The 19,583-nt window shown below is 47.8% G+C and carries 22 protein-coding genes and 1 riboswitch; of the genes, 20 read left to right on the top strand and 2 right to left on the bottom strand.

Annotation, left to right across the window (positions count from 1 at the left end; genetic code table 11):
• The first annotated feature begins 1 nt into the window (after position 1).
• From LC508_RS11040 to LC508_RS10975, 14 genes are all read left to right on the top strand, one after another.
• Positions 2-352 (top strand): MmcQ/YjbR family DNA-binding protein, encoded by a 351-nt coding sequence (locus tag LC508_RS11040; RefSeq protein ID WP_033144020.1) that lies wholly within the window; start codon positions 2-4, stop codon positions 350-352.
• A gap of 32 nt (positions 353-384) precedes the next feature.
• Entirely contained in the window at positions 385-924 is a 540-nt protein-coding gene (locus tag LC508_RS11035; protein ID WP_033144019.1) for a rubrerythrin family protein, read from the top strand.
• Positions 925-1,043: 119 nt separating this feature from the next.
• A complete protein-coding gene (gene moaA / locus LC508_RS11030; protein ID WP_054353690.1) occupies positions 1,044-2,024 on the top strand; it encodes a GTP 3',8-cyclase MoaA in 981 nt (326 codons plus the stop codon).
• Positions 2,025-2,029: 5 nt separating this feature from the next.
• Complete coding sequence (locus LC508_RS11025; protein WP_033144025.1) at positions 2,030-2,464, top strand: MOSC domain-containing protein; 435 nt, start codon at positions 2,030-2,032, stop codon at positions 2,462-2,464.
• 99 nt (positions 2,465-2,563) lie between these two features.
• Positions 2,564-4,030 (top strand): FAD-dependent oxidoreductase, encoded by a 1,467-nt coding sequence (locus tag LC508_RS11020; RefSeq protein ID WP_103732025.1) that lies wholly within the window; start codon positions 2,564-2,566, stop codon positions 4,028-4,030.
• Positions 4,031-4,199: 169 nt separating this feature from the next.
• The gene (locus LC508_RS11015; RefSeq protein WP_033144023.1) at positions 4,200-4,799 is read left to right on the top strand and encodes a cytidylate kinase-like family protein; all 600 of its coding nucleotides are present in this window, start codon (positions 4,200-4,202) and stop codon (positions 4,797-4,799) included.
• Positions 4,800-4,877: 78 nt separating this feature from the next.
• Positions 4,878-5,474, top strand: a complete 597-nt coding sequence (gene rbr / locus LC508_RS11010) for a rubrerythrin (protein WP_054353691.1) — start codon at positions 4,878-4,880, stop codon at positions 5,472-5,474.
• Positions 5,475-6,018: 544 nt separating this feature from the next.
• Positions 6,019-6,603 carry a GNAT family N-acetyltransferase gene (locus LC508_RS11005; RefSeq protein WP_225305362.1) on the top strand — a complete coding sequence of 195 codons (585 nt, stop codon included), beginning with the start codon at positions 6,019-6,021 and terminating at the stop codon, positions 6,601-6,603.
• 2 nt (positions 6,604-6,605) lie between these two features.
• A complete protein-coding gene (locus LC508_RS11000; protein WP_033144015.1) occupies positions 6,606-7,148 on the top strand; it encodes a GNAT family N-acetyltransferase in 543 nt (180 codons plus the stop codon).
• A 3-nt stretch (positions 7,149-7,151) separates the two neighbouring features.
• Positions 7,152-7,814 (top strand): SGNH/GDSL hydrolase family protein, encoded by a 663-nt coding sequence (locus LC508_RS10995; RefSeq protein WP_103732474.1) that lies wholly within the window; start codon positions 7,152-7,154, stop codon positions 7,812-7,814.
• Positions 7,811-8,683 (top strand): methionyl aminopeptidase, encoded by an 873-nt coding sequence (locus tag LC508_RS10990; protein WP_103732475.1) that lies wholly within the window; start codon positions 7,811-7,813, stop codon positions 8,681-8,683. Before LC508_RS10995 ends, LC508_RS10990 begins: the two co-directional genes overlap by 4 nt.
• Positions 8,677-9,270 carry a M48 family metallopeptidase gene (locus LC508_RS10985; protein ID WP_103732476.1) on the top strand — a complete coding sequence of 198 codons (594 nt, stop codon included), beginning with the start codon at positions 8,677-8,679 and terminating at the stop codon, positions 9,268-9,270. The genes LC508_RS10990 and LC508_RS10985 overlap by 7 nt, the downstream gene beginning before the upstream one ends.
• A gap of 104 nt (positions 9,271-9,374) precedes the next feature.
• Positions 9,375-10,304: a helix-turn-helix transcriptional regulator gene (locus LC508_RS10980; RefSeq protein ID WP_158587347.1), complete on the top strand. Its 930-nt coding sequence runs from the start codon at positions 9,375-9,377 to the stop codon at positions 10,302-10,304.
• 21 nt (positions 10,305-10,325) lie between these two features.
• A complete protein-coding gene (locus LC508_RS10975; protein WP_033142532.1) occupies positions 10,326-11,525 on the top strand; it encodes a class I SAM-dependent rRNA methyltransferase in 1,200 nt (399 codons plus the stop codon).
• 83 nt (positions 11,526-11,608) lie between these two features.
• Here the strand turns inward: LC508_RS10975 and LC508_RS10970 are convergent, their stop codons facing one another.
• Positions 11,609-12,061: a hypothetical protein gene (locus LC508_RS10970; protein ID WP_054353518.1), complete on the bottom strand. Its 453-nt coding sequence runs from the start codon at positions 12,059-12,061 to the stop codon at positions 11,609-11,611.
• 7 nt (positions 12,062-12,068) lie between these two features.
• A complete protein-coding gene (locus LC508_RS10965) occupies positions 12,069-12,239 on the bottom strand; it encodes a hypothetical protein (RefSeq protein WP_225305361.1) in 171 nt (56 codons plus the stop codon).
• 397 nt (positions 12,240-12,636) lie between these two features.
• A riboswitch (ZMP/ZTP riboswitch) is annotated at positions 12,637-12,715 on the top strand.
• Positions 12,716-12,806: 91 nt separating this feature from the next.
• Between LC508_RS10965 and LC508_RS10960 the strand changes: the two genes are divergently transcribed.
• From LC508_RS10960 to LC508_RS10935, 6 genes are all read left to right on the top strand, one after another.
• Complete coding sequence (locus tag LC508_RS10960; RefSeq protein WP_054353517.1) at positions 12,807-13,520, top strand: IMP cyclohydrolase; 714 nt, start codon at positions 12,807-12,809, stop codon at positions 13,518-13,520.
• 27 nt (positions 13,521-13,547) lie between these two features.
• Positions 13,548-14,726: a phosphoribosylaminoimidazolecarboxamide formyltransferase gene (locus LC508_RS10955; RefSeq protein WP_103732478.1), complete on the top strand. Its 1,179-nt coding sequence runs from the start codon at positions 13,548-13,550 to the stop codon at positions 14,724-14,726.
• 205 nt (positions 14,727-14,931) lie between these two features.
• Entirely contained in the window at positions 14,932-15,981 is a 1,050-nt protein-coding gene (locus tag LC508_RS10950) for an NAD(P)-dependent alcohol dehydrogenase (RefSeq protein WP_033142529.1), read from the top strand.
• Positions 15,982-16,274: 293 nt separating this feature from the next.
• Complete coding sequence (locus tag LC508_RS10945; RefSeq protein WP_081960470.1) at positions 16,275-17,276, top strand: LacI family DNA-binding transcriptional regulator; 1,002 nt, start codon at positions 16,275-16,277, stop codon at positions 17,274-17,276.
• Between the two features lie 34 nt (positions 17,277-17,310).
• Positions 17,311-18,597: an ABC transporter substrate-binding protein gene (locus LC508_RS10940; protein ID WP_033142527.1), complete on the top strand. Its 1,287-nt coding sequence runs from the start codon at positions 17,311-17,313 to the stop codon at positions 18,595-18,597.
• 72 nt (positions 18,598-18,669) lie between these two features.
• The gene (locus LC508_RS10935; protein ID WP_052099603.1) at positions 18,670-19,572 is read left to right on the top strand and encodes a carbohydrate ABC transporter permease; all 903 of its coding nucleotides are present in this window, start codon (positions 18,670-18,672) and stop codon (positions 19,570-19,572) included.
• Positions 19,573-19,583: the final 11 nt, after the last annotated feature.

Raw genomic sequence — 19,583 nt, 5'->3', positions numbered from 1 at the left:
TATGAGAACCAGAGAGGAAGCAGTTTCGTATTGTCTGAAAATGCCGGATGTGTTTGAGGACTATCCGTTTCATGACCCGAACTGGACCGTTATCCGAATGAAAAGCAGCAGAAAAGTATTTGCATGGATTTTTGAGCGGGAGGGCAATATCTGGGTGAATTTAAAGACAGACCCCCAGTGGAGGGATTTCTGGCGGAGCACCTACACCTCAGTGCTTCCGGCCTATCATCTGAATAAAGAGCACTGGAATTCCGTGATTTTGGACGGCTCCATACCTGAGAAAGAGATATACAGAATGATAGAGGAAAGTTATGACCTGGTGAGAGGAAAGAAATCTACCCGCCGTACATAGAATATTGTAAAACAGGAAACAGCGGAGAGAAGATGGAATTAAGAGAGAGCGAAACCTTTAGAAATCTGATAAAAGCTTACCAAGGAGAACTGCAGGCCAGCGGAAAATACCGCATTTATGCAAAACAGGCCAGGGAAGAGGGCTATATGAACATAGCGGACATTTTTGAGGAGACATCAGGCAATGAGGAGCGGCATGCGGAGCTGTGGCAGAATGTGCTGAACGGAGGGCAGATACCGGAAACCAGCAGAAACCTGGAGAAGGCCCATGAGGATGAGAAAAGAGAATGGTCAGACATGTACGCGTCTTTTGCCGAAAAAGCGGAGCAGGAGGGCTTTAAGGGAATTGCCAGGCTTTTTAGAGAGGTGGCGCAGATTGAAAGGCATCATGACTATCGTTTTGAGCAGCTGACCCAGGATATCCTGACCAATCATGTATTCTGCAAGGATATGGACAGAGTATGGATCTGCATGAACTGCGGCCATCTGGCCTACGGGGACTGTGCCCCAATAAGGTGTACGGTGTGCGGTTATCCCCAGGGGTATTTCAGACTGAACTGTGAGGACTACTGACGGCAGATGCACCGCTGGTATTTTGTGTAAAATGTCGTAATTGGGCAAAGTTATAGGTGCAATTTCGGTAAATTTGAGGTATACTGTAGATATATTAAGAAAAACAGGAAGATAAAATTATGTTGGATCAATACAGACGGAATATAGAATATATCCGCATATCCATCACGGACCGCTGTAACCTGCGCTGCATGTACTGCATGCCGGAAGGCGGTATCGAACAGGTGGAACACAGCGATATTCTAACTTATGATGAAATTACCAGACTGTGCCGTATTTTAGCCCTCAAAGGCATCAGCAAGGTAAAGATCACCGGCGGGGAGCCTCTTGTGAGAAAGAATGCGGCAGAGCTGGTGAGAATGATAAAGAGCATACCGGGAATCGACAACGTGACGCTTACCACCAACGGAATCCTGCTGGGGGAACAGATGCGGGATCTGGCGGATGCGGGAATCGACGCAGTGAATATCAGCCTTGACGCGCTGACAGAAGAGATGTTTGAGAAGATCACCAGGAGAAAAGGACTTGACCGGGTATTGGAGGGAATGGATAAGGCCCTTCAGTTCCCTGATGTGCGTGTGAAGGTAAACTGTGTACTTCTGCACGGAGTCAACGAGGACCAGTGGATCCCCATTGCGGGGCTTGCGAAGGACAGACCCATAGACGTGCGGTTTATTGAGATGATGCCCATAGGGTACGGAAGAAAATACTGCGGCGAAGAGACCGAGGACCATGTACGGCATCTGCTGGAGAAAGCTTACGGCAAAGCGGATTCCCTGAGCGGCAGATTCGGAAACGGTCCCAGTACATATATACTGCCGGATGGTTTTAAGGGGAAGATCGGATTTATCAGCGCCATTTCCCACAAGTTCTGCGGGGACTGCAACCGGGTAAGGCTCACGTCCGAGGGATTTTTAAAACCGTGCCTGCAGTTTTCACACGGGGCAGATATGCGCAGCCTGCTCCGAGACGGAAGTTCAGATGAGCAGATCGGAGCCGTGGCTGAAAAAATCATATTTGAGAAGCCCAGAAGCCACCGCTTTGGCGAGGCGCAGGAGGAAGGGCTGGAAAACAAAAAGATGTCAGAAATTGGAGGATGAATGAGATGGGAAAGGTACTTGCTGTGTGTATCAGCGAAAAGAAAGGAACACAGAAAAAGAACATTCAGGAGGCCAGCTTTATAGAAGATTTTGGCATTGAAAAAGACGCGCATGCGGGAAAATGGCACCGTCAGGTAAGTCTTCTGAGTTATGAAAAGATAGAGGATTTCAGAAACCGGGGCGCTGAGGTGGCGGACGGCGCATTCGGTGAGAATCTGGTGGTCAGCGGATTTGATTTTAAGAACCTGCCCATTGGGACAAGATTCCGCTGCAACGACGTGGTGCTGGAGCTGACACAGATCGGAAAGGAATGCCACCACGGCTGTGAGATATTTAAGAAGATGGGTGACTGCATCATGCCGAGAGAGGGCGTGTTTACCAGGGTGATCCACGGAGGGAAGATCCGGGTAGGCGATGAGATGGTGATCGAGGAAGTGTGACACAGACAGGGACTGCATAAAAAGCGGCCCCTGTTTTTTGTATATCCTGAAAGCATCAGGCGCATTCTAGGAAGAAGGATATACAAAATGGAGGTTGCCATGAAAAGTTTATGGATGGATGAAACAGAGATACAGGATTTTCCGATGCTTATGCAGGATATCACCGTGGATGTGGCTGTAGTGGGAGGCGGAATGGCCGGGATACTGACTGCATACTTACTCAAAGAACAGGGAGTTCACGTGGCTGTGCTGGAAGCGGACAGGATTGGCGGAGGACAGACGGGGAAGACAACAGCCAAGATCACTTCCCAGCATGGAGTGATATATCAGAAACTTTTATCAAAACACGGGCGGGAAGCAGCAGAAAAGTACAGCCTGGAAAACCAAAAGGCAATAGACCGGTATGAGAAAATTGTACAGGACAGACAGATCGCGTGCGGTTTTGTCCGATGTCCTGCATATTTATACACACTGGAAGCACCTGAACTTCTTAAGGAGGAGGCTGAGTGTGCTGCCGGGCTTTCCATCGAAGCCTCCTTTACCAAGGAGACAGAACTTCCTTTTCAGGTGGCAGGCGCAGTGCGGTTTGAAAACCAGGCCAGGTTCCATCCCCTTCTTTTTCTGGAAGCAGCGGCCCGTGACCTGGCAGTATATGAACACTCAAGAGTGCTGCAGGCAGAGGGGGACAGGCTGGTCACGGAGAACGGGAGTGTCAGGGCGAAAAAAATAGTTTTTGCCTGCCATTACCCCTTTCTCAATATGCCCGGATATTATTTTATGCGGATGCACCAGGAGCGCAGCTATGTAGTGGGGCTTGAACAGGTGCCGGAGCTGGAGGGAATGTATCTGGGCGTAGACAGGGAACAGGCATGGTCTTTCAGAAGTGCCGGGGAGTATCTGCTCTTCGGCGGCGGAGGCCACCGCACCGGAGAAAATCGTACCGGGGGCAAATACGAACTTCTGAGAAGAAAAGCAGCAGAATTCTATCCGGGCAGCAGAGTGCGGTACCAGTGGTCTGCCCAGGACTGCATGCCCATGGACCAGATTCCTTATATCGGCAGGTTTTCTGCGGAGACTCCGGACTGGTATGCTGCCACGGGATTCGGAAAGTGGGGAATGAGCTCTTCCATGGCAGCGGCCGGTATGATAACGGAGAGTATCCTGGGGGAGGAAGATGACGGGAAAGTGTTCGGCATCTTTTCTCCCCAGCGGTTTACCCCAAGGGCTTCTGCCGGGAATTTCTGTAAGGACAGTGTCCACGCGGTGAAGGATTTAAGCCGGCGTATTTTCACACCGGGAAGAAGTGACCTGGAGGAACTTCCTGTGGGACACGGCGGTATTGTTGAGTATGACGGGGAAAAAGTGGGAGCATACAGGGATGAGGAGGGGGAAATCTATCTGGTGTCCGCAAAATGTCCCCATCTGGGATGCCAGTTAGAATGGAATCCCGATGAAAAATGTTTTGAGTGTCCCTGCCACGGCTCCAGGTTCGACCATATGGGGCATTGTGTGGATGGCCCGGCACAGACGGGAATCGCGCTTACGCAGGAGGAAGATTCCCATTGAAAAAAGTTGTAAAAGTTGCGAAAATTTAGTATAATTAAGATAAGAGTTCAGTCTTTTGTCAGTGAAAAGCCGGAAGACTGAAACCTGCGGATACCGGAAAACGCAGCCGGAGGATTCTGCAAGGGACAGAGCCCTCCGGCGCCATGTGAATAGGGAAGGATGGTATGTTATGGGTAAAGTGATAGCACTTGGCAGGGAATTTGGCAGTAACGGAAGGAAGATCGCTCAGGATCTGGCGGAACATTTGGGTATCAAGTATTATGACAAGGATTTGATCACACTTGCGGCCAAGAAAAAGAACCTTCCGGAGGAGAAGTTAGAGGAAGTGGATGAGAAGCGGGAGAGTCCCTGGAGATACTCTTTTGATGAGAATATGGCCATGGAGCGTCAGTTTCACTATGAACCTCTCAATGATGTGCTGTTCAATGCGCAGTCGGAGATCATTGAGGAGGCTGCAAAGAGGGAAGACTGTGTGATCGTAGGACGGTGCGCAAATTACATTCTCAGGGATAAACCGGACTGCAGAAGTGTCTTTATCTACGCGCCTATGGAGGAAAGGATCAAAACTATCCGGGCGCGGACCGTATGGGATGAAAAAGGGGCAGAGCAGCTCATAAAAAAAGTGGATAAACAGAGAAAATACTATTACAACAACTATACAGATGAGAAATGGGGCAGCATGAAGGGATACGACCTGTGTCTGGACAGCAGCCGTTTTACCAGGGAACAGATCCTGGAAATCCTGGTTGCCCTGTACAATACCATCTGATACGGCTGTAACATTCAGGTATAAAATTGCATCTTCTGGAAAAAATAACATGGAAAATAAATTCCAGGAGGCAATTGTATGTCTGTAGATTTTAGAGAAAGCGTAACAAAAGAGAACCTGATGCGCGCCTTTGCAGGCGAGAGTCAGGCCAGAAACCGCTACACCTTTGCAGCAGCCCAGGCGAAAAAAGAACATCTGCATGTTGTGGAAGCTGTGTTCAACTATACGGCTGACCAGGAGCGCCAGCATGCCTACATTTTTTACCAGCATTTAAAGGAGATGGCAGGGGAGACCATTCAGATTGACGGCGGTTACCCGGTAGATATCTCTTCGGATATGGATAAACTTCTCCGTATGGCACAGCACAATGAATATGAAGAGCATGATGATGTGTATAAGAACTTTGGGGATAAGGCGAAAGAGGAAGGGTTTACACAGATCGCGAATTCTTTTCATATGATCGCTGATATTGAAAAATTCCATGGAGACCGTTTCGGAAAATTCGCACAGTTTCTGGAGGACAAGAATCTCTTTGTATCAGATGTGGAGACCGGATGGATCTGCTTAAAATGCGGTTATATCCACTGGGGCAAGGAAGCGCCTAAGAAATGTCCGGTATGTTCCCATGACCAGGGATATTTTATCCGGCTGGAGCTTTCACCGTTTGCACATTAAAACAGTATGCAGTATTATGAACCAGACCCTTTGGGAGAAATCCTGAAGGGTTTCTTTCATGTACTGCAGACAGCAGACAACATTCTTCCGGTATGGAAGGATGCAGCAGAATGTTTTTCAGACAATAGGAAAGAGTCATTCGAAGTTTACATTCCGAATGACTCTTTTAATCTGATGTGTCCATGGGACTTTACCTTCCTTTTTTTATTATGGGTTAAATCGTTATGTTCTTGGTGGTCCGTACCTTCCTTTCTTTAAAATTATGAATGGTAATTTACGTTTTCGGTGGTATCAGTCCTTTCTGTTTTTTATTTTGTTCTCTCTTTGTTTATGGCTTTATTATAACAGTCATGTTTTCATTTGTCAAGAAGTAAAATGAAAATTTATCAATAAAAATTCATGTAACTGTAAAGAGAATGAAAATTATATTATTATCTGAAAATTGCAAAGGATTCATACAACGGGAACCTCAGATAAATCCTGCAGGCCCGGTGGAAAAACAGAAAAAACCGTGGTATACTGTGCATATCGTGCTTTGGGGGCCATGCGCAGGTGTATACGCATTCTGTGGAACGGCCATTATCCGGTCATGGCAGCCCCGGAGTGTATCACAGGAGAGGATGAGACAGAGATGGATGCAGAGTTTCATATTCGCAGAGCAGAAGAAAAAGATATAGATGAAGTCATGTCCCTGTATGAGCATGCCAGAAAGTACATGGCAGAGAACGGCAATCCCGGACAGTGGGTAAACGGCTACCCGGCGCGGGAAGACATAGAAAAGGATTTAAACCGCAGCGCCTTATATCTCTGTGAGTCATCGGACGGAACAGAGGGTGTTTTTATGTTCGAGACAGGAGAAGAACCCAATTACCGGAGGATAGAGAATGGCTGCTGGCTGAATGAAAAGCCCTATGGATTCCTGCACCGGATAGCCTCTGCAGGGAGAAAGAAGGGCGTGGCTTCTTTTTGTGTACAGTGGTGTCTGGCCCGGTGCGGCAACATGCGGGGAGATACCCACAGGGATAATAAACCTATGCAGCGGGTATTTGAAAAGAATGGTTTCAAACGCTGCGGAACTGTATACATGGAAGATGGAACACCGAGGATCGCATATCAGAAGGAGTTATGATCATGAAAAATGCTGTGCTTACGACGGAGCGTCTTGTGCTCAGGGAAATGTGCAGGGAAGACCAGGCAGCTCTGAACAAAATGCTGCAGGACCCGGAAGTGATGTATGCCTATGCCCATGCTTTTTCCGATGAGGAGGCAGAGGAGTGGCTGGAAAGGCAGCTTGCCCGTTACAGGCAGTATGGTTTTGGCCTGTGGGCAGTTATATCGAAAGAGACAGGAGAATTGATCGGCCAGTGCGGCCTTACCATGCAGGAATGCGGGGAAGAACAGGTGCTGGAGGTTGGATATCTGTTCTGTAAAGAATTTTGGCACCACGGCTACGCTGCGGAAGCTGCCAGGGCCTGCAGGGATTACGCGTTTGAGACATTAAAGGCTGATAAAGTCTATTCTATTATCCGGGATAACAATACGCCGTCCCGGAATGTGGCCAGAAGAAACGGCATGAAGATAACAGGTTCCTTTGTGAAGCATTACTATGGGCTCGACATGCCCCATGATCTGTTTTGCATTACAAGAGAAGAATACGAGGCAATGGAGAAATAAGAGATGAAAAATGTATTATGCTATGGAGATTCCAATACCCACGGATATGACGGCGTGACCGGGGGCCGTTTTCCCTGGGGCGTGCGCTGGACCAGTCTGGTGCAGGAGGCCCTGAAGGAGGAACAGGTTCGAATCATCGAGGAAGGACAGAATGGAAGGACGACCGTCTGGGATGATCCCATTGAAGGGATGAAAAGCGGGCTGAAATACCTGATTCCCTGTCTGGAAAGCCACAGCCCTCTGGATGTGGTGGTGCTGATGCTGGGGACAAATGATATAAAACAGCGGTTTTCCCTGTCTGCGTCCGATGTGGCAGCAGGAGCAGAGACTTTGGTGAAGACCATAAAGATGTATTTCCGGGAGAACCGGGAGCCGGTGCCGGAGATCCTGCTGGTATCTCCTCTTAAGATCCGGGAGGAGATCGTGGACCACAAATTCTCCCCCATGTTCGGCGGAGAGCGGGCAGTGAAGATCTCCGGAGAGCTGGCCGGATATTACAGGGAGACAGCGAAGCGGCAGGGCTGCGCCTTTTTGGATGCGGCGTCTGTGACTATGCCCGGTGCGGAGGATTCTGTCCATCTGGACCCTGAGGGACACAGAGTTTTTGCGGAGGCTGTGACAGAAAAATTAAGGGAGATTTTAAGGGAAAGGAAGGAAATAAATTGAATCGTTTAGGGAGAAATGATGTCTGCTGGTGCGGCAGCGGGAAAAAATATAAAAAATGCCACGGGCCTTTTGATGATAAGCTGATTCATCTGCAGTCCCAGGGGCGAATCGTCCCGAAGCGGGAGATCATTAAAACACCGGAGCAGATCGCCGGGATCAGGAAGAGCGCTGAGATCAATGTTGCCATTCTGGATTATGTTGCAGAGCATATCAAAGAGGGAATATCTACAGCCGAAATTGACCGCTGGGTATATGACATCACCGCAAAGGCAGGGGCAGTGCCGGCCCCTCTCGGCTATGAAGGATTTCAAAAGAGCGTCTGCACCTCCATTGACAATCAGGTGTGTCATGGCATTCCCTCAGAGGAGGTCGTTCTTAAGGAGGGGGATATCATCAATGTGGATGTGTCCACGATTTTGAACGGCTATTACTCTGACTCCTCCAGAATGTTCTGTATCGGTGACGTGGGGGAGGAGAAGGAGCGCCTTGTGCGTGTCACAAAAGAGTGTGTGGAAAAGGGACTGGAGCAGGTAAGGCCCTGGGGTTTTCTGGGGGATATGAGCCAGGCAGTCCATGAGCATGCAGAGAAAAACGGTTACAGCGTAGTGAAGGAAATCGGAGGGCACGGTATTGGCCTGGATTTCCATGAGGACCCATGGGTTGGGTATATCGGCAGGGCCGATACAGGCATGGTGATGGCGCCGGGACTTATGTTCACCATAGAACCTATGGTCAATATGGGCGCCAGTGATATCTTTATTGATGACGAAGACGGCTGGACTGTTTATACAGAGGACGGACTGCCCTCCGCCCAGTGGGAGATCATGGTGCTTGTGACAGAGAACGGACCGGAGGTCCTGGCATGGTAAAGACCTCCGGGAAAAGTGTAAAGATTTATCATCTTACGGAGAACGGACTGGACATCCAGGTCACAAAAAAAGCCATCCGCAATATGTATCTGCGCGTGGGCGCGGACGGGAGCGTTCGTGTATCCGCACCGCTTCGGATGCCGGAACATGATATCAGACGTTTCATCCGGGAGAGAAGTGACTGGATCGAAGCAAAACGGCAGGGAAAAAGAAAGAGTCCGCAGCCCTGGGAATTATATGAAGGCCCGGAGCGGGAGGAAAAGAAGCGGGAGTGCAGAACACGTCTGGAGGAAATACTGCCTCAGGTCATACGGGAGTGTGAAGAGAGAGTGGGTGTCCACGCCGAGGAGTGGCGCCTGCGGGATATGAAAACCAGGTGGGGGACCTGCAATGTGGAGAAAAGGAGGATCTGGCTCAATGTCTGGCTGGGGGAATATCCCAGGGAATGTCTGGAATATGTGGTCACCCATGAGCTGGTCCACCTTTTAGAGCGGGGACACAACCGGATTTTTTATGGATATATGGATGCGTTCTGCCCCCGGTGGAAAAGTGTGAAAACCCGCTTAAACAGCGGGGTGCAACCGTAAGTTTACATGGATTTCCTCAAAAGCAACAGGAAATTGGTAGTGTTTACATGAACGCAATTCTATAATGATTCCAAAATCAAGATTAAGAAATGGAGGAAATCATTATGAGTTTTGGAGAGAATCTGCAGTATTACAGGAAGAGGGAGGAGATCACGCAGGAACAGCTTGCAGAGAAGATGGAGGTGTCCAGACAGACAATTTCCAAATGGGAAGCAGGCACTTCTTATCCTGAGATGGAAAAAATCCTGCAGCTCTGTGATCTGTTTTCCTGCAGTATGGATACCCTTATGCGGGGAGACGCACAGGCGGAGCGTGTAGAAGATTCCTCAAAATATGAAGAGCACATGAACAGCTTTGGAAAAGCAGTTACTTTATGTGTGGGATTACTGATAATAGGAGGTGCCTTCACCACTCTTTTTGAGGGGATGGAAGGTTTTATGAAAAATCTGCAGGATATTGTGATGCTGCCCTTTGTGATCGTAGCTGTACTGACGGTGGTGGTTGCAGGAATCCGGCACAGCGATTTTACAAAAAAGCATCCTTACATCCAGCCCTTCTACACGGAGGAGGAGACAGACCGGTTTAACCGCGTCTTTTCAGTGAGGATCGCAGCAGGTATCGGGATCATTCTGATGAGTATTGTGGCAGATGAACTGCAGAAGTTTCTGCCTGCGCCTTTTGGGGTGGAGGCATCCGCATTTTACAGCTTTGTGATGCTTCTCATGGTCAGTGTGGGTGTTATGCTTCTGGTCCATACAGGCCTTGCAAAAAGCAAATATAATATAGAGGAGTACAATAAAGAGCATGATCCGCTGTACCGTGAGCGTCTGACACCGGAGCAGCTGCGTATGCTGGATGAGGAAAGCCATATGCCGCTGGCTGCCAAATGGTCAGCCTGCATCATGATCGTGACAACGGCAGTTTTCCTGCTCTGGAGTTTTTTACAGAATGCCTGGCAGGTGAGCTGGGTCCTATTCCCGGTAGGCGGCCTGTTCTGCGGAATCGCTTATATTGTGCTGGGACAGAAAAAATAGAGAAAATGGAGGAAGACACACATGAGTCTTGCAATTGCGACACTGAAGAAGGGGGAGGGACGTTCCCTGAAAGCGGGAGGTCCGTGGGTATATGACAATGAGATCGCCAGTATCCTGGGAAGTTTTGAGAATGGGGATATGGTGATCGTTCACGATTTTGACGGCTATCCCCTGGGCAGAGGATTTATCAATACCAACTCCAAAATCAGAATCCGTATGATGACAAGGAAGTCAGAGCAGGAAATAGATGAGGAATTTCTGAGGAAACGGGTGAGGGATGCCTGGGAATATAGGAAAAAAACAGTGGATACAAGTAGCTGCCGTGTGATCTTCGGTGAGGCGGATTTTCTGCCGGGACTTGTTGTGGATAAATTCTCTGATGTGCTGGTGGTACAGTCACTGGCACTTGGGATTGACAGGCTGAAGGGGAAGATACTGGAACTTCTGAAGGAGGAGATGGCCCGGGACGGTGTGGTGATCCGCGGTGTTTACGAGCGGAGTGACGCCAAGGTGCGAAGACAGGAAGGGATGGAACTGGTAAAAGGATTTATCGGGGAACCCTTTGATACAAAGGTGGAGATCTGCGAGAACGGCGTGAAGTATCTGGTGGATGTGGAAGACGGACAGAAGACCGGATTTTTCCTGGACCAGAAGTACAACAGACTGGCGATCCAGAGATTATGCAGGGATGCAGAGGTGCTGGATTGTTTCACGCATACAGGGTCATTTGCACTGAATGCAGGGATTGCAGGGGCAAAGAGCGTGCTGGGCGTGGATGCCTCAGAACTGGCTGTTGAGCAGGCAAGGGAAAATGCTGCGCTGAACGGGTTGTCAGAGACTGTAAAATTTGTGTGTGAGGATGTGTTTGAGCTGCTTCCCAGGCTGGAGGAGCAGGGGAAGAAGTTCGATGTGGTAATACTGGACCCGCCGGCGTTTACCAAATCGCGGAATTCTGTAAAGAACGCTGTGAAGGGGTATCGGGAAATCAATCTGCGGGCTATGAAGCTTGTGAAGGACGGGGGATTTTTGGCTACCTGTTCCTGTTCGCATTTTATGTCCTATGAGATGTTTACACAGACCATCGGGCAGGCGGCAAGAAATGTGCACAAAAGACTGCGGCAGGTGGAGTACCGGACACAGGCAGCAGATCATCCGATTCTTTGGGCCGCGGAGGAGTCTTATTATTTGAAATTCTATATTTTTCAGGTGTGTGAGGGATAAAAAGAAACGGACAGCAGACTATGCAGAGGGCCAGTCAGATATGGCTGGCCTGTTGGTACCGGCGCGGAGGGGCGCAGCGTGTATTAGTGGGGATTTGCTTTTGCGGTAAAGCTGTCATTTTTGATCTTTTGCTCAAAATCCGCTATGGATTCTGCTCTGGCTGCATATATAAGCCAGGTATTTAAAATGGCTGTATTTTTCTGTTCCATAATTACTTTTCGTAATTGTTCAGATACGCTGCCCAGGGAAAGCAGCAGTTCCAAAACGGCATCAGCCTTTCCTTCTGTCCTTTTTGCCTCCATCTCGTCTTTCATCAATTCTTCCAGTGCTTCACACATTGTTTTCACCTCCTTGAATTTTTCCTGATTGGCACGGACAATTAAATTCATTACCGATTTATACAGGATATTTCCTTTATGCTTTCCGTATTGCTCAAGTAAATGCTTTACGGTTTCGATTTCTTCCAGTTCATCAGTCAGGCTTTTCAGCCACAGGTTCTGGGTTTCTGACAGTTCTTTTGTCAAGATGAGCTGCATGGGTATTTTATCGCCCCTTTTCCTTTTTGATGATCAATACATCAATTTCCTTTGGCTTGGTTCCAAGCTGATGTTCATTCTCAAAAAGCAGAGTATTCGCTTCAGTCTCCAGTTCAATTTGTATCCCGGCATAAAAGGCCGGATGCCACTGCAGTACATGTGGTCTCTGTTCTTCCATGTAAAACCTCCTTTTTATTTAATTGTCACTTGCAGGAGGTTTTACACTCTTCCGAAAACCCCTGCTGATAAAGGTGATAAAAGCACGAATTTTCCGAAGGGACAGGCCGGATGGCAGTGGCCTGCTGTTATGAAATGTTCTAAGATATTCTGAATCCTGGGATGGATCCAAAATTAGATATATTTTTAGAAAATATGCTTTTTTCTATTTTAACACACTATCTGTCCTGCCGCAATAAAATTATAGTCCTATAAATCATTCTGTCCGGGGAGAGTTTATTCCCCGGGCTGATCATGGGAAGGAGCGGCTGCAGGATACGGATAACATGGGAGTGAAAGGTTTTTGATAAAAATTGTCAAAAAGCGTTGACAAGGGGAGAATTCCGTGATAATGTTTAAATTGCTTATATGACTGACGGAAGTGGAATGAACCACAGGGAGTATAAGTGTTGGAAGCCGACCGTCTGGGCAAGTATGTTCAGAGTGTGGGCTTTTTTTGTTGTTATGAAAAGTTGTCGGTTGGTCGGCAGCAGTTTATTATGGTCAAAATGAGAAGGAGAAGGAATTCATGAAAATGTTATCACTTGAAAATGAATTGAGAGAAAATGCGTACCCGGGCAGGGGAATTGTTATTGGTAAGTCTGAGGATGGAACAAAGGCAGTTACTGCATATTTTATCATGGGCAGAAGTGAGAACAGCAGAAACCGTGTGTTCGTTGAAGAGGGAGAGGGTATCCGCACCCAGGCATTTGACCCGTCTAAGCTGACTGATCCCAGCCTGATTATATATGCACCGGTACGTGTGATCGGAAATAAGACGATCGTCACCAACGGTGACCAGACAGACACTGTCTATGAAGGTATGGAAAAGGGAATCTCCTTTGAGCAGTCCCTGAGAACTCGTGAATTTGAGCCGGACGGCCCTAATTATACACCGAGAATCTCCGGTATCATGCAGGTGGAGAACGGCACATACCACTATGCCATGTCTATTTTAAAGAGCAATAACGGCAATCCTGAGAGCTGCTGCCGTTATACATTTACCTATGAAAACCCGGTTAACGGAGAGGGACATTTCATTCATACTTATATGCATGACGGCAATCCGCTGCCGAGTTTTGAGGGAGAACCGAAGCTGGTGGGAGTTCCCAATGATATCGATGCATTCACAAAAGATGTGTGGGAGAGTCTGAATGAGGACAATAAGGTATCTCTGTTTGTACGTTATATAGATATCGCAACCGGTGAGTATGAAACCAGGATCGTGAATAAAAATAAATAATAGAAAAGCATAAAGGAGAATCGGAATATGAAAGAATTAGCGTTAAAGTACGGATGTAATCCGAACCAGAAACCTTCCAGAATCTATGTGGCTGACGGCAGCGAACTTCCTATCGAAGTTTTAAGCGGCAAGCCGGGATATATTAATTTCCTGGATGCTTTTAATGGCTGGCAGTTGGTGAAAGAGCTGAAAAAAGCCACAGGGCTTCCGGCAGCGACTTCCTTTAAACATGTGTCTCCGGCAGGCGCGGCAGTGGGACTTCCTATGACAGATGTGCTGAAAAAAATCTACTGGGTAGACGATATGGGCGAGTTATCACCGCTGGCATGTGCCTATGCGAGAGCAAGGGGCGCTGACAGAATGTCCTCCTTCGGAGATTTTATCTCCCTGTCTGATGTGTGTGATAAAGACACAGCAATGCTGATCAAGAGAGAGGTTTCCGACGGTGTTATCGCTCCCGGATATACCGATGAGGCACTGGAAATCCTGAAACAGAAAAAGAACGGCAACTACAATGTGATCAAGATCGACCCGGATTACCAGCCGGCTCCGCTGGAGCATAAAGAGGTATTCGGCATCACATTTGAACAGGGAAGACAGGAGCTTTCCATTGATGATGAGCTGCTTTCCAATGTTGTGACAGAGAATAAAGAGATTCCTGCAAATGCGCTGATGGACCTGAAGATTTCTCTGATCACACTGAAATATACACAGTCAAATTCCGTCTGTTTCGTAAAAGACGGACAGGCGATCGGTATCGGCGCAGGCCAGCAGTCACGTGTACACTGTACCCGTCTGGCAGGCCAGAAGGCTGATAACTGGTGGCTGAGACAGTGCCCGAAGGTACTGGATCTGCCGTTTATCGACGGTATCCGCCGTGCTGACAGAGACAATGCCATTGATGTTTACATCGGTGAGGAATATATGGATGTTCTGGCTGACGGAGCATGGGAAAAGATCTTCAAAGAGAAACCGGAAGTGTTCACACGTGAGGAAAAACGCGCATGGCTGGACAAGCTGACAGATGTTACATTAGGTTCTGATGCCTTCTTCCCGTTCTCAGACAATATCGAGCGCGCTTACAAGAGCGGCGTAAAATACATCGCAGAGCCGGGCGGCTCCGTACGCGATGACGCAGTCATTGAGTGCTGCAATAAGTACAATATGGCGATGGCATTTACAGGCATTCGTCTGTTCCATCACTAATTGATTTCGCCTCCGCTTTGGGGCAGAGATAAGACCGGAATTTCCGGTTTTATCCCTGCCTCTTTTTTTTATTATGGAAGAAATCGGAATAAAAAAATTCAAAGAAATTTGAAGGAAAAAGACATGAATTTCACTTGTGATATATACGTTTCTGACTTATAATGAAGTCACATAATGTACATTCATAAGAGGAGGAAAACAAGAGATGGAAGGCATGATGAAAGTAGCAATAATGACGGATATCCAGAAGATGGATTTTGAAGAAAGACCCATCCCCCAGCCAAAGGACGACGAGGTTTTGGTAAAGCTGGATTATGTGGGAATCTGCGGTTCTGACCTGCACTATTATGAGACAGGGGCAATCGGGGATTACGTGGTAAAACCGCCTTTCGTACTGGGCCATGAGCCGGGCGGAGTTGTAGTGGAAGTCGGTAAGGATGTTAAGCATCTGCAGGTTGGTGACCGTGTGGCACTGGAGCCGGGAAAAACCTGCGGACAGTGTGAATTCTGCAAGGAAGGCAAGTATAATCTCTGCCCGGACGTGGTATTCTTTGCAACTCCGCCGGTTGACGGTGTGTTCCAGGAATACGTTGCCCATGAGGCAAATCTCTGCTTCAAGCTGCCGGACAATGTCAGCACTCTGGAGGGCGCTCTGATCGAGCCTCTGGCAGTCGGATTCCATGCTGCGATCCAGGGAGATGCCCATCTGGGACAGAAGGCTGTTGTCATGGGCGCAGGCTGTATCGGTCTGGTCTCCATGATGGCTTTAAAGGCCAGAGGTGTCAGCGAAGTTTATGTTGTGGACGTGATGGATAAACGTCTGGAAAAAGCCATGGAGCTGGGTGCCACAGGCGTCATCAACGGTGCAAAAGAGGATGTTGTGGCTAAGGTCAAAGAGCTGACCGGCGGCAGAGGAACCGATGTGGTGATCGAGACTGCAGGCGCGGAAGTGACCTCCAGACAGGCGATCCTTATGGCAAGAAAAGGCTCTACCATTGTGTTCGTGGGATACAGCAGGACAGGGGAAGTGACCCTGCCTATGAGCATTGCCCTTGATAAGGAGCTGACCTTTAAGACCGTATTCCGCTATCGTCATATCTATCCTATGGCGATCCAGGCAGTTGCGGACGGCAAGATCAATCTGAAAGGTATTGTGACAGATGAATTCCCGCTGGATGAAGCGGACAAGGCTATGGAGTTCTCTATGAACAACAAGGCGGATATTGTGAAAGCAGTTATTAAGATTCATGAATAATTAATTAGATAGAAGAGGAGAGCCTCACTGGCAGCGAAATGCCGGTGAGGCTTTTTCTGTGCCGGGAGATCAGGGAGGCGGGACAGAAAAAAGAGGGATTTTATCAGTAAATTGAAAGAAATCATATGAAACTCATGAAACAAAAGTGAAACAAATGAAACAATATTGACATTTTACATGGCTGTTTCTATAATAAGTCTCATAAAGTTGGTTGAAAAGCACAAGGGAAGGGTAGAAAATACTGGAAAACATTGTAAAGTGCACAAAAGAGAGGTGATGTAAATGGGGCAACCATAAGAGATGTGGCGAAAAGAGCAGGAGTATCACCGGCCACTGTTTCAAGATATTTTCACGGGAAGAACATTGTGACAACAGAGGCGGCAAAGCGGATTGAGGAGGCTGTCCGGGAGCTTGCATATACACCTGTGTATAAGCAGAAAAACCCCGGTGTCATAGCTGTTCTGATTCCGAACCTGAAGCTGGCGTATTTCAGCGAGGTGCTGAGAGAGCTGCTGGAGGCCGTGCCGAGATACGGATACAGGATGGTATTTATCCCTGTTACGGAACAGGGGGAGGCATACAAACAATTTTTTAAAGAGCTGGATATTACGGGAGTTATCTATCTGGAGGAAAATGCAGACCAAGATATGCTGAATTACATAGCAGCCAAGAATATCAAGACAGTCATGTTCGGTGCGATCAGTGCTGACAAGAGATGTAAGATGATCCATATCAATGATTTGGCAGCCGCCCATGAGGGAGCCAGATATCTGCTTAACCTGCAGCACGAACAGATTTTGATCTTATCCGATTATCCGAAAAGCATCAGTTCCGGATTTCAGCGTATTACAGGATGCAAAAGAGCTTTTGAGGAATTCGGTCTGGAGTTTGATGAGAATAAGGTGAAATATGGTGAGCTGACATATGACAGCGGTTACCGGATGACTGCACAGGCCATCAGAGAAGGGATCACTTTTACGGCTGCCTTTGCTTTCAGCGATGAAGCAGCCCTGGGTGTGATCAGTGCGCTGTCTGAGGTGGGACTGAAAGTTCCGGAGGACGTATCTGTGATGGGATTTGACGGAATCAGCTTATCCAGACAGGTGACACCGAAACTGACTACCATCAGCCAGCCTATTAAAAAAATGATAGAACAGACACTGGATACGTTCCAGAATCAGAAAAAGGAAGAAAATATAGAGATCACACTGCCCTATCGGCTGGAACAGGGAGAAACCTGTGTTGTCAACCAGAAAAGTAAAGCAATATCAAAGGAAACTGTAAACAGGAAATAAAAATACGGAAAGATGAAAGGTATGGAGGTACAAAATGAAAAAAGGAATGTGTATGATGCTGACACTCTTAATGGCAGGTTCTCTGGCAGCCTGCGGAAACTCCCAGGCAGATGCAGGTAAAGACGAGGCAAAAAAGGATAACAGCTCAGAGAAGACAAAAATCTCATTTGCACTCTGGGATGAAGTGCAGAAACCGGTGTTTGATGAGATCGTAGAGAAATTCGAGACAGAAAATCCTGATATTGATGTGGAACTGCAGCTGACGCCGTGGTCACAGTATTGGACAAAGCTGGATGCAGCCATGGGCTCCGACAGTGCAGCAGATGTTTTCTGGATGAATACATATCTTCCCAAATACGCAGAGGCCGGTGTTCTGGAACCCCTGGACGAATACATTGAGAAGGATAAGGTAAATATGGATGACTATGTAAGTGTTGTAAAAGATGCTTACAATTACAATGATGTGCAATACTGTATGCCGAAGGGAATGGACACTGTACAGGTCTTCTACAACAAAGGTATTTTTGAAAAATACGGTGTGGAGGAACCACAGGCAGGGTGGACCTGGGAGGATATGAAGAATCTGGCAGGACAGTTAAAAGCTAAGATTGAAGAAGCAGGCTCCGATGAATACCCGATTTTGATGGAACTGGATCCACAGCCGTCTTTCTTTAATTTTATCAACCAGTCAGGCGGTTATGTTTTGAGTGATGACATGAAGAAAGCAGGTTTTGACCAGGAGGGAACCGTAAAAGCATATACAGATATGGTATCACTGATGGATGAAGGCCTGATGCCGGGAAGTGAAGTGCTCTCCGATACGAAGGGAACAGATCTGTTCCTGTCCCAGAAGGGGGCCATCCTTTTCATGGGCTCCTGGAAAACAGCAGTCATTGACGAAGCAAGCTTTGCAGAGCAGGTGGGAACCATTGCCATGCCCGCAAAGGAAAGCGGAAATCAGAGTGTCATCGGCGGCCTTGGATATGCAGTCAATTCCAGCAGCAAAGATAAAGATGCAGCGTGGAAACTGGTGAAATATCTGGCAGGAGAAGAGTCCAATAAGATGCAGGCAGAGGCGAAGATTGATGTCCCTGCACTGATCAGCGCACAGCAGTATTACAAAGCAGAGCATGTAGATGTAAATGTCATATTCGATGTGGCTGAGACAGGATTCCCCTTCCCGACATCATCCAGCGTGGCAGAATGGCTTCCCACTGTAAATGAAATCTCAGCAAAGATATTTGCAAAGGAACTGACTCCGGAAGAGGGATGTAAACAGATGCAGGAAGCAACACAGAGCGCATTGGACAGTGAATCATAAAACGGGATGGAAGTGCTGCACAGGACGAATCTGCAGCACTTCCGTTTTTAAAACGACAGGAGAGGGTGTTTGATGAAAAGACAGAAAAAGGGTTCCCTGAGGCGCCGGGAGATAATAACAGGATACCTGATGATCGCGCCGCTGATGGCAGGGGTGATCGTGTTTTTTATCGGGGCGTTTTTTCAGAACGTTTATTACAGCTTTACAAACAAGTCCAGTTTCGGAATACCTAAGTTTGTGGGCATGGAGAATTATGTGAAGCTATTCCAGGATGACGCATTTTATCAGGCGTTTATCAATACCATCCTGTATGTGGTCATCTGCGTGCCGCTGGTGGTGATACTGGCTGTGTTATTGGCTGTTCTGCTCAATTCCAAAGTAAAGGGAATCGGAGCCTTCCGGGTCTGTATCTTCCTGCCGGCCGTAACGCTGCCGGCTGCGATCGGACTCTTATGGAAGTGGCTGATGAATTATAAATTCGGTATTTTCAATGAGATATTGGGAAAATTCGGCGTGGAGCCGGTGGCCTGGCTGTCGGATTCCCGGATCGTGTTGTTTTCTATTTCCATAGTATTTATCTGGGCCAGCGTGGCATATCAGGTGATCGTGCTGCTGGCCGGACTGCAGGGGATTCCGGTATGCTACAGGGAAGCCGCTGAAATTGACGGGGCAAATGGAGTGCAGAGGTTTTTTAAGATCACACTGCCGCTGCTGTCCCCATCCATTTTCTTTGTGTGCGTCACAACAGTCATAAACGTTTTTCAGATCTTTGATTTTATCTATCTGATGATCCCCCAGGGAAGCAGCGGAACGGAGGCATCCAGGTCTCTGGTCACTTATTTCTTTGAGCAGTCCTTTGTAAAGTTCCATAAGGGCTATGGGGCGGCGATCAGCCTGATGCTGTTTCTCCTGATTCTGGCAATTACTGCGGTGCAGATGATATGCCAGAAAAAACTGGTATTCTATGATGATTGATGCGCAGCAGG

It is taken from the genome of Blautia parvula (assembly GCF_020215665.1).
In the GTDB taxonomy this organism is placed as follows: Bacteria; Bacillota; Clostridia; order Lachnospirales; family Lachnospiraceae; genus Blautia; species Blautia celeris.
This window is presented reverse-complemented; position numbering and strand designations above follow the sequence as displayed.

Excerpts from the sequence above, each read along its gene's own strand:
- LC508_RS11040 (WP_033144020.1), top strand. The coding sequence starts at position 2 with ATGAGAACCAGAGAGGAAGCAGTTTCGTATTGTCTGAAAATGCCGGAT.
- LC508_RS11035 (WP_033144019.1), top strand. The coding sequence starts at position 385 with ATGGAATTAAGAGAGAGCGAAACCTTTAGAAATCTGATAAAAGCTTAC.
- moaA (WP_054353690.1), top strand. The coding sequence starts at position 1,044 with ATGTTGGATCAATACAGACGGAATATAGAATATATCCGCATATCCATC.
- LC508_RS11025 (WP_033144025.1), top strand. The coding sequence starts at position 2,030 with ATGGGAAAGGTACTTGCTGTGTGTATCAGCGAAAAGAAAGGAACACAG.
- LC508_RS11020 (WP_103732025.1), top strand. The coding sequence starts at position 2,564 with ATGAAAAGTTTATGGATGGATGAAACAGAGATACAGGATTTTCCGATG.
- LC508_RS11015 (WP_033144023.1), top strand. The coding sequence starts at position 4,200 with ATGGGTAAAGTGATAGCACTTGGCAGGGAATTTGGCAGTAACGGAAGG.
- rbr (WP_054353691.1), top strand. The coding sequence starts at position 4,878 with ATGTCTGTAGATTTTAGAGAAAGCGTAACAAAAGAGAACCTGATGCGC.
- LC508_RS11005 (WP_225305362.1), top strand. The coding sequence starts at position 6,019 with ATGCGCAGGTGTATACGCATTCTGTGGAACGGCCATTATCCGGTCATG.
- LC508_RS11000 (WP_033144015.1), top strand. The coding sequence starts at position 6,606 with ATGAAAAATGCTGTGCTTACGACGGAGCGTCTTGTGCTCAGGGAAATG.
- LC508_RS10995 (WP_103732474.1), top strand. The coding sequence starts at position 7,152 with ATGAAAAATGTATTATGCTATGGAGATTCCAATACCCACGGATATGAC.
- LC508_RS10985 (WP_103732476.1), top strand. The coding sequence starts at position 8,677 with ATGGTAAAGACCTCCGGGAAAAGTGTAAAGATTTATCATCTTACGGAG.
- LC508_RS10980 (WP_158587347.1), top strand. The coding sequence starts at position 9,375 with ATGAGTTTTGGAGAGAATCTGCAGTATTACAGGAAGAGGGAGGAGATC.
- LC508_RS10975 (WP_033142532.1), top strand. The coding sequence starts at position 10,326 with ATGAGTCTTGCAATTGCGACACTGAAGAAGGGGGAGGGACGTTCCCTG.
- LC508_RS10970 (WP_054353518.1), bottom strand. The coding sequence starts at position 12,061 with ATGCAGCTCATCTTGACAAAAGAACTGTCAGAAACCCAGAACCTGTGG.
- LC508_RS10965 (WP_225305361.1), bottom strand. The coding sequence starts at position 12,239 with ATGGAAGAACAGAGACCACATGTACTGCAGTGGCATCCGGCCTTTTAT.
- LC508_RS10960 (WP_054353517.1), top strand. The coding sequence starts at position 12,807 with ATGAAAATGTTATCACTTGAAAATGAATTGAGAGAAAATGCGTACCCG.
- LC508_RS10955 (WP_103732478.1), top strand. The coding sequence starts at position 13,548 with ATGAAAGAATTAGCGTTAAAGTACGGATGTAATCCGAACCAGAAACCT.
- LC508_RS10950 (WP_033142529.1), top strand. The coding sequence starts at position 14,932 with ATGGAAGGCATGATGAAAGTAGCAATAATGACGGATATCCAGAAGATG.
- LC508_RS10940 (WP_033142527.1), top strand. The coding sequence starts at position 17,311 with ATGAAAAAAGGAATGTGTATGATGCTGACACTCTTAATGGCAGGTTCT.
- LC508_RS10935 (WP_052099603.1), top strand. The coding sequence starts at position 18,670 with ATGAAAAGACAGAAAAAGGGTTCCCTGAGGCGCCGGGAGATAATAACA.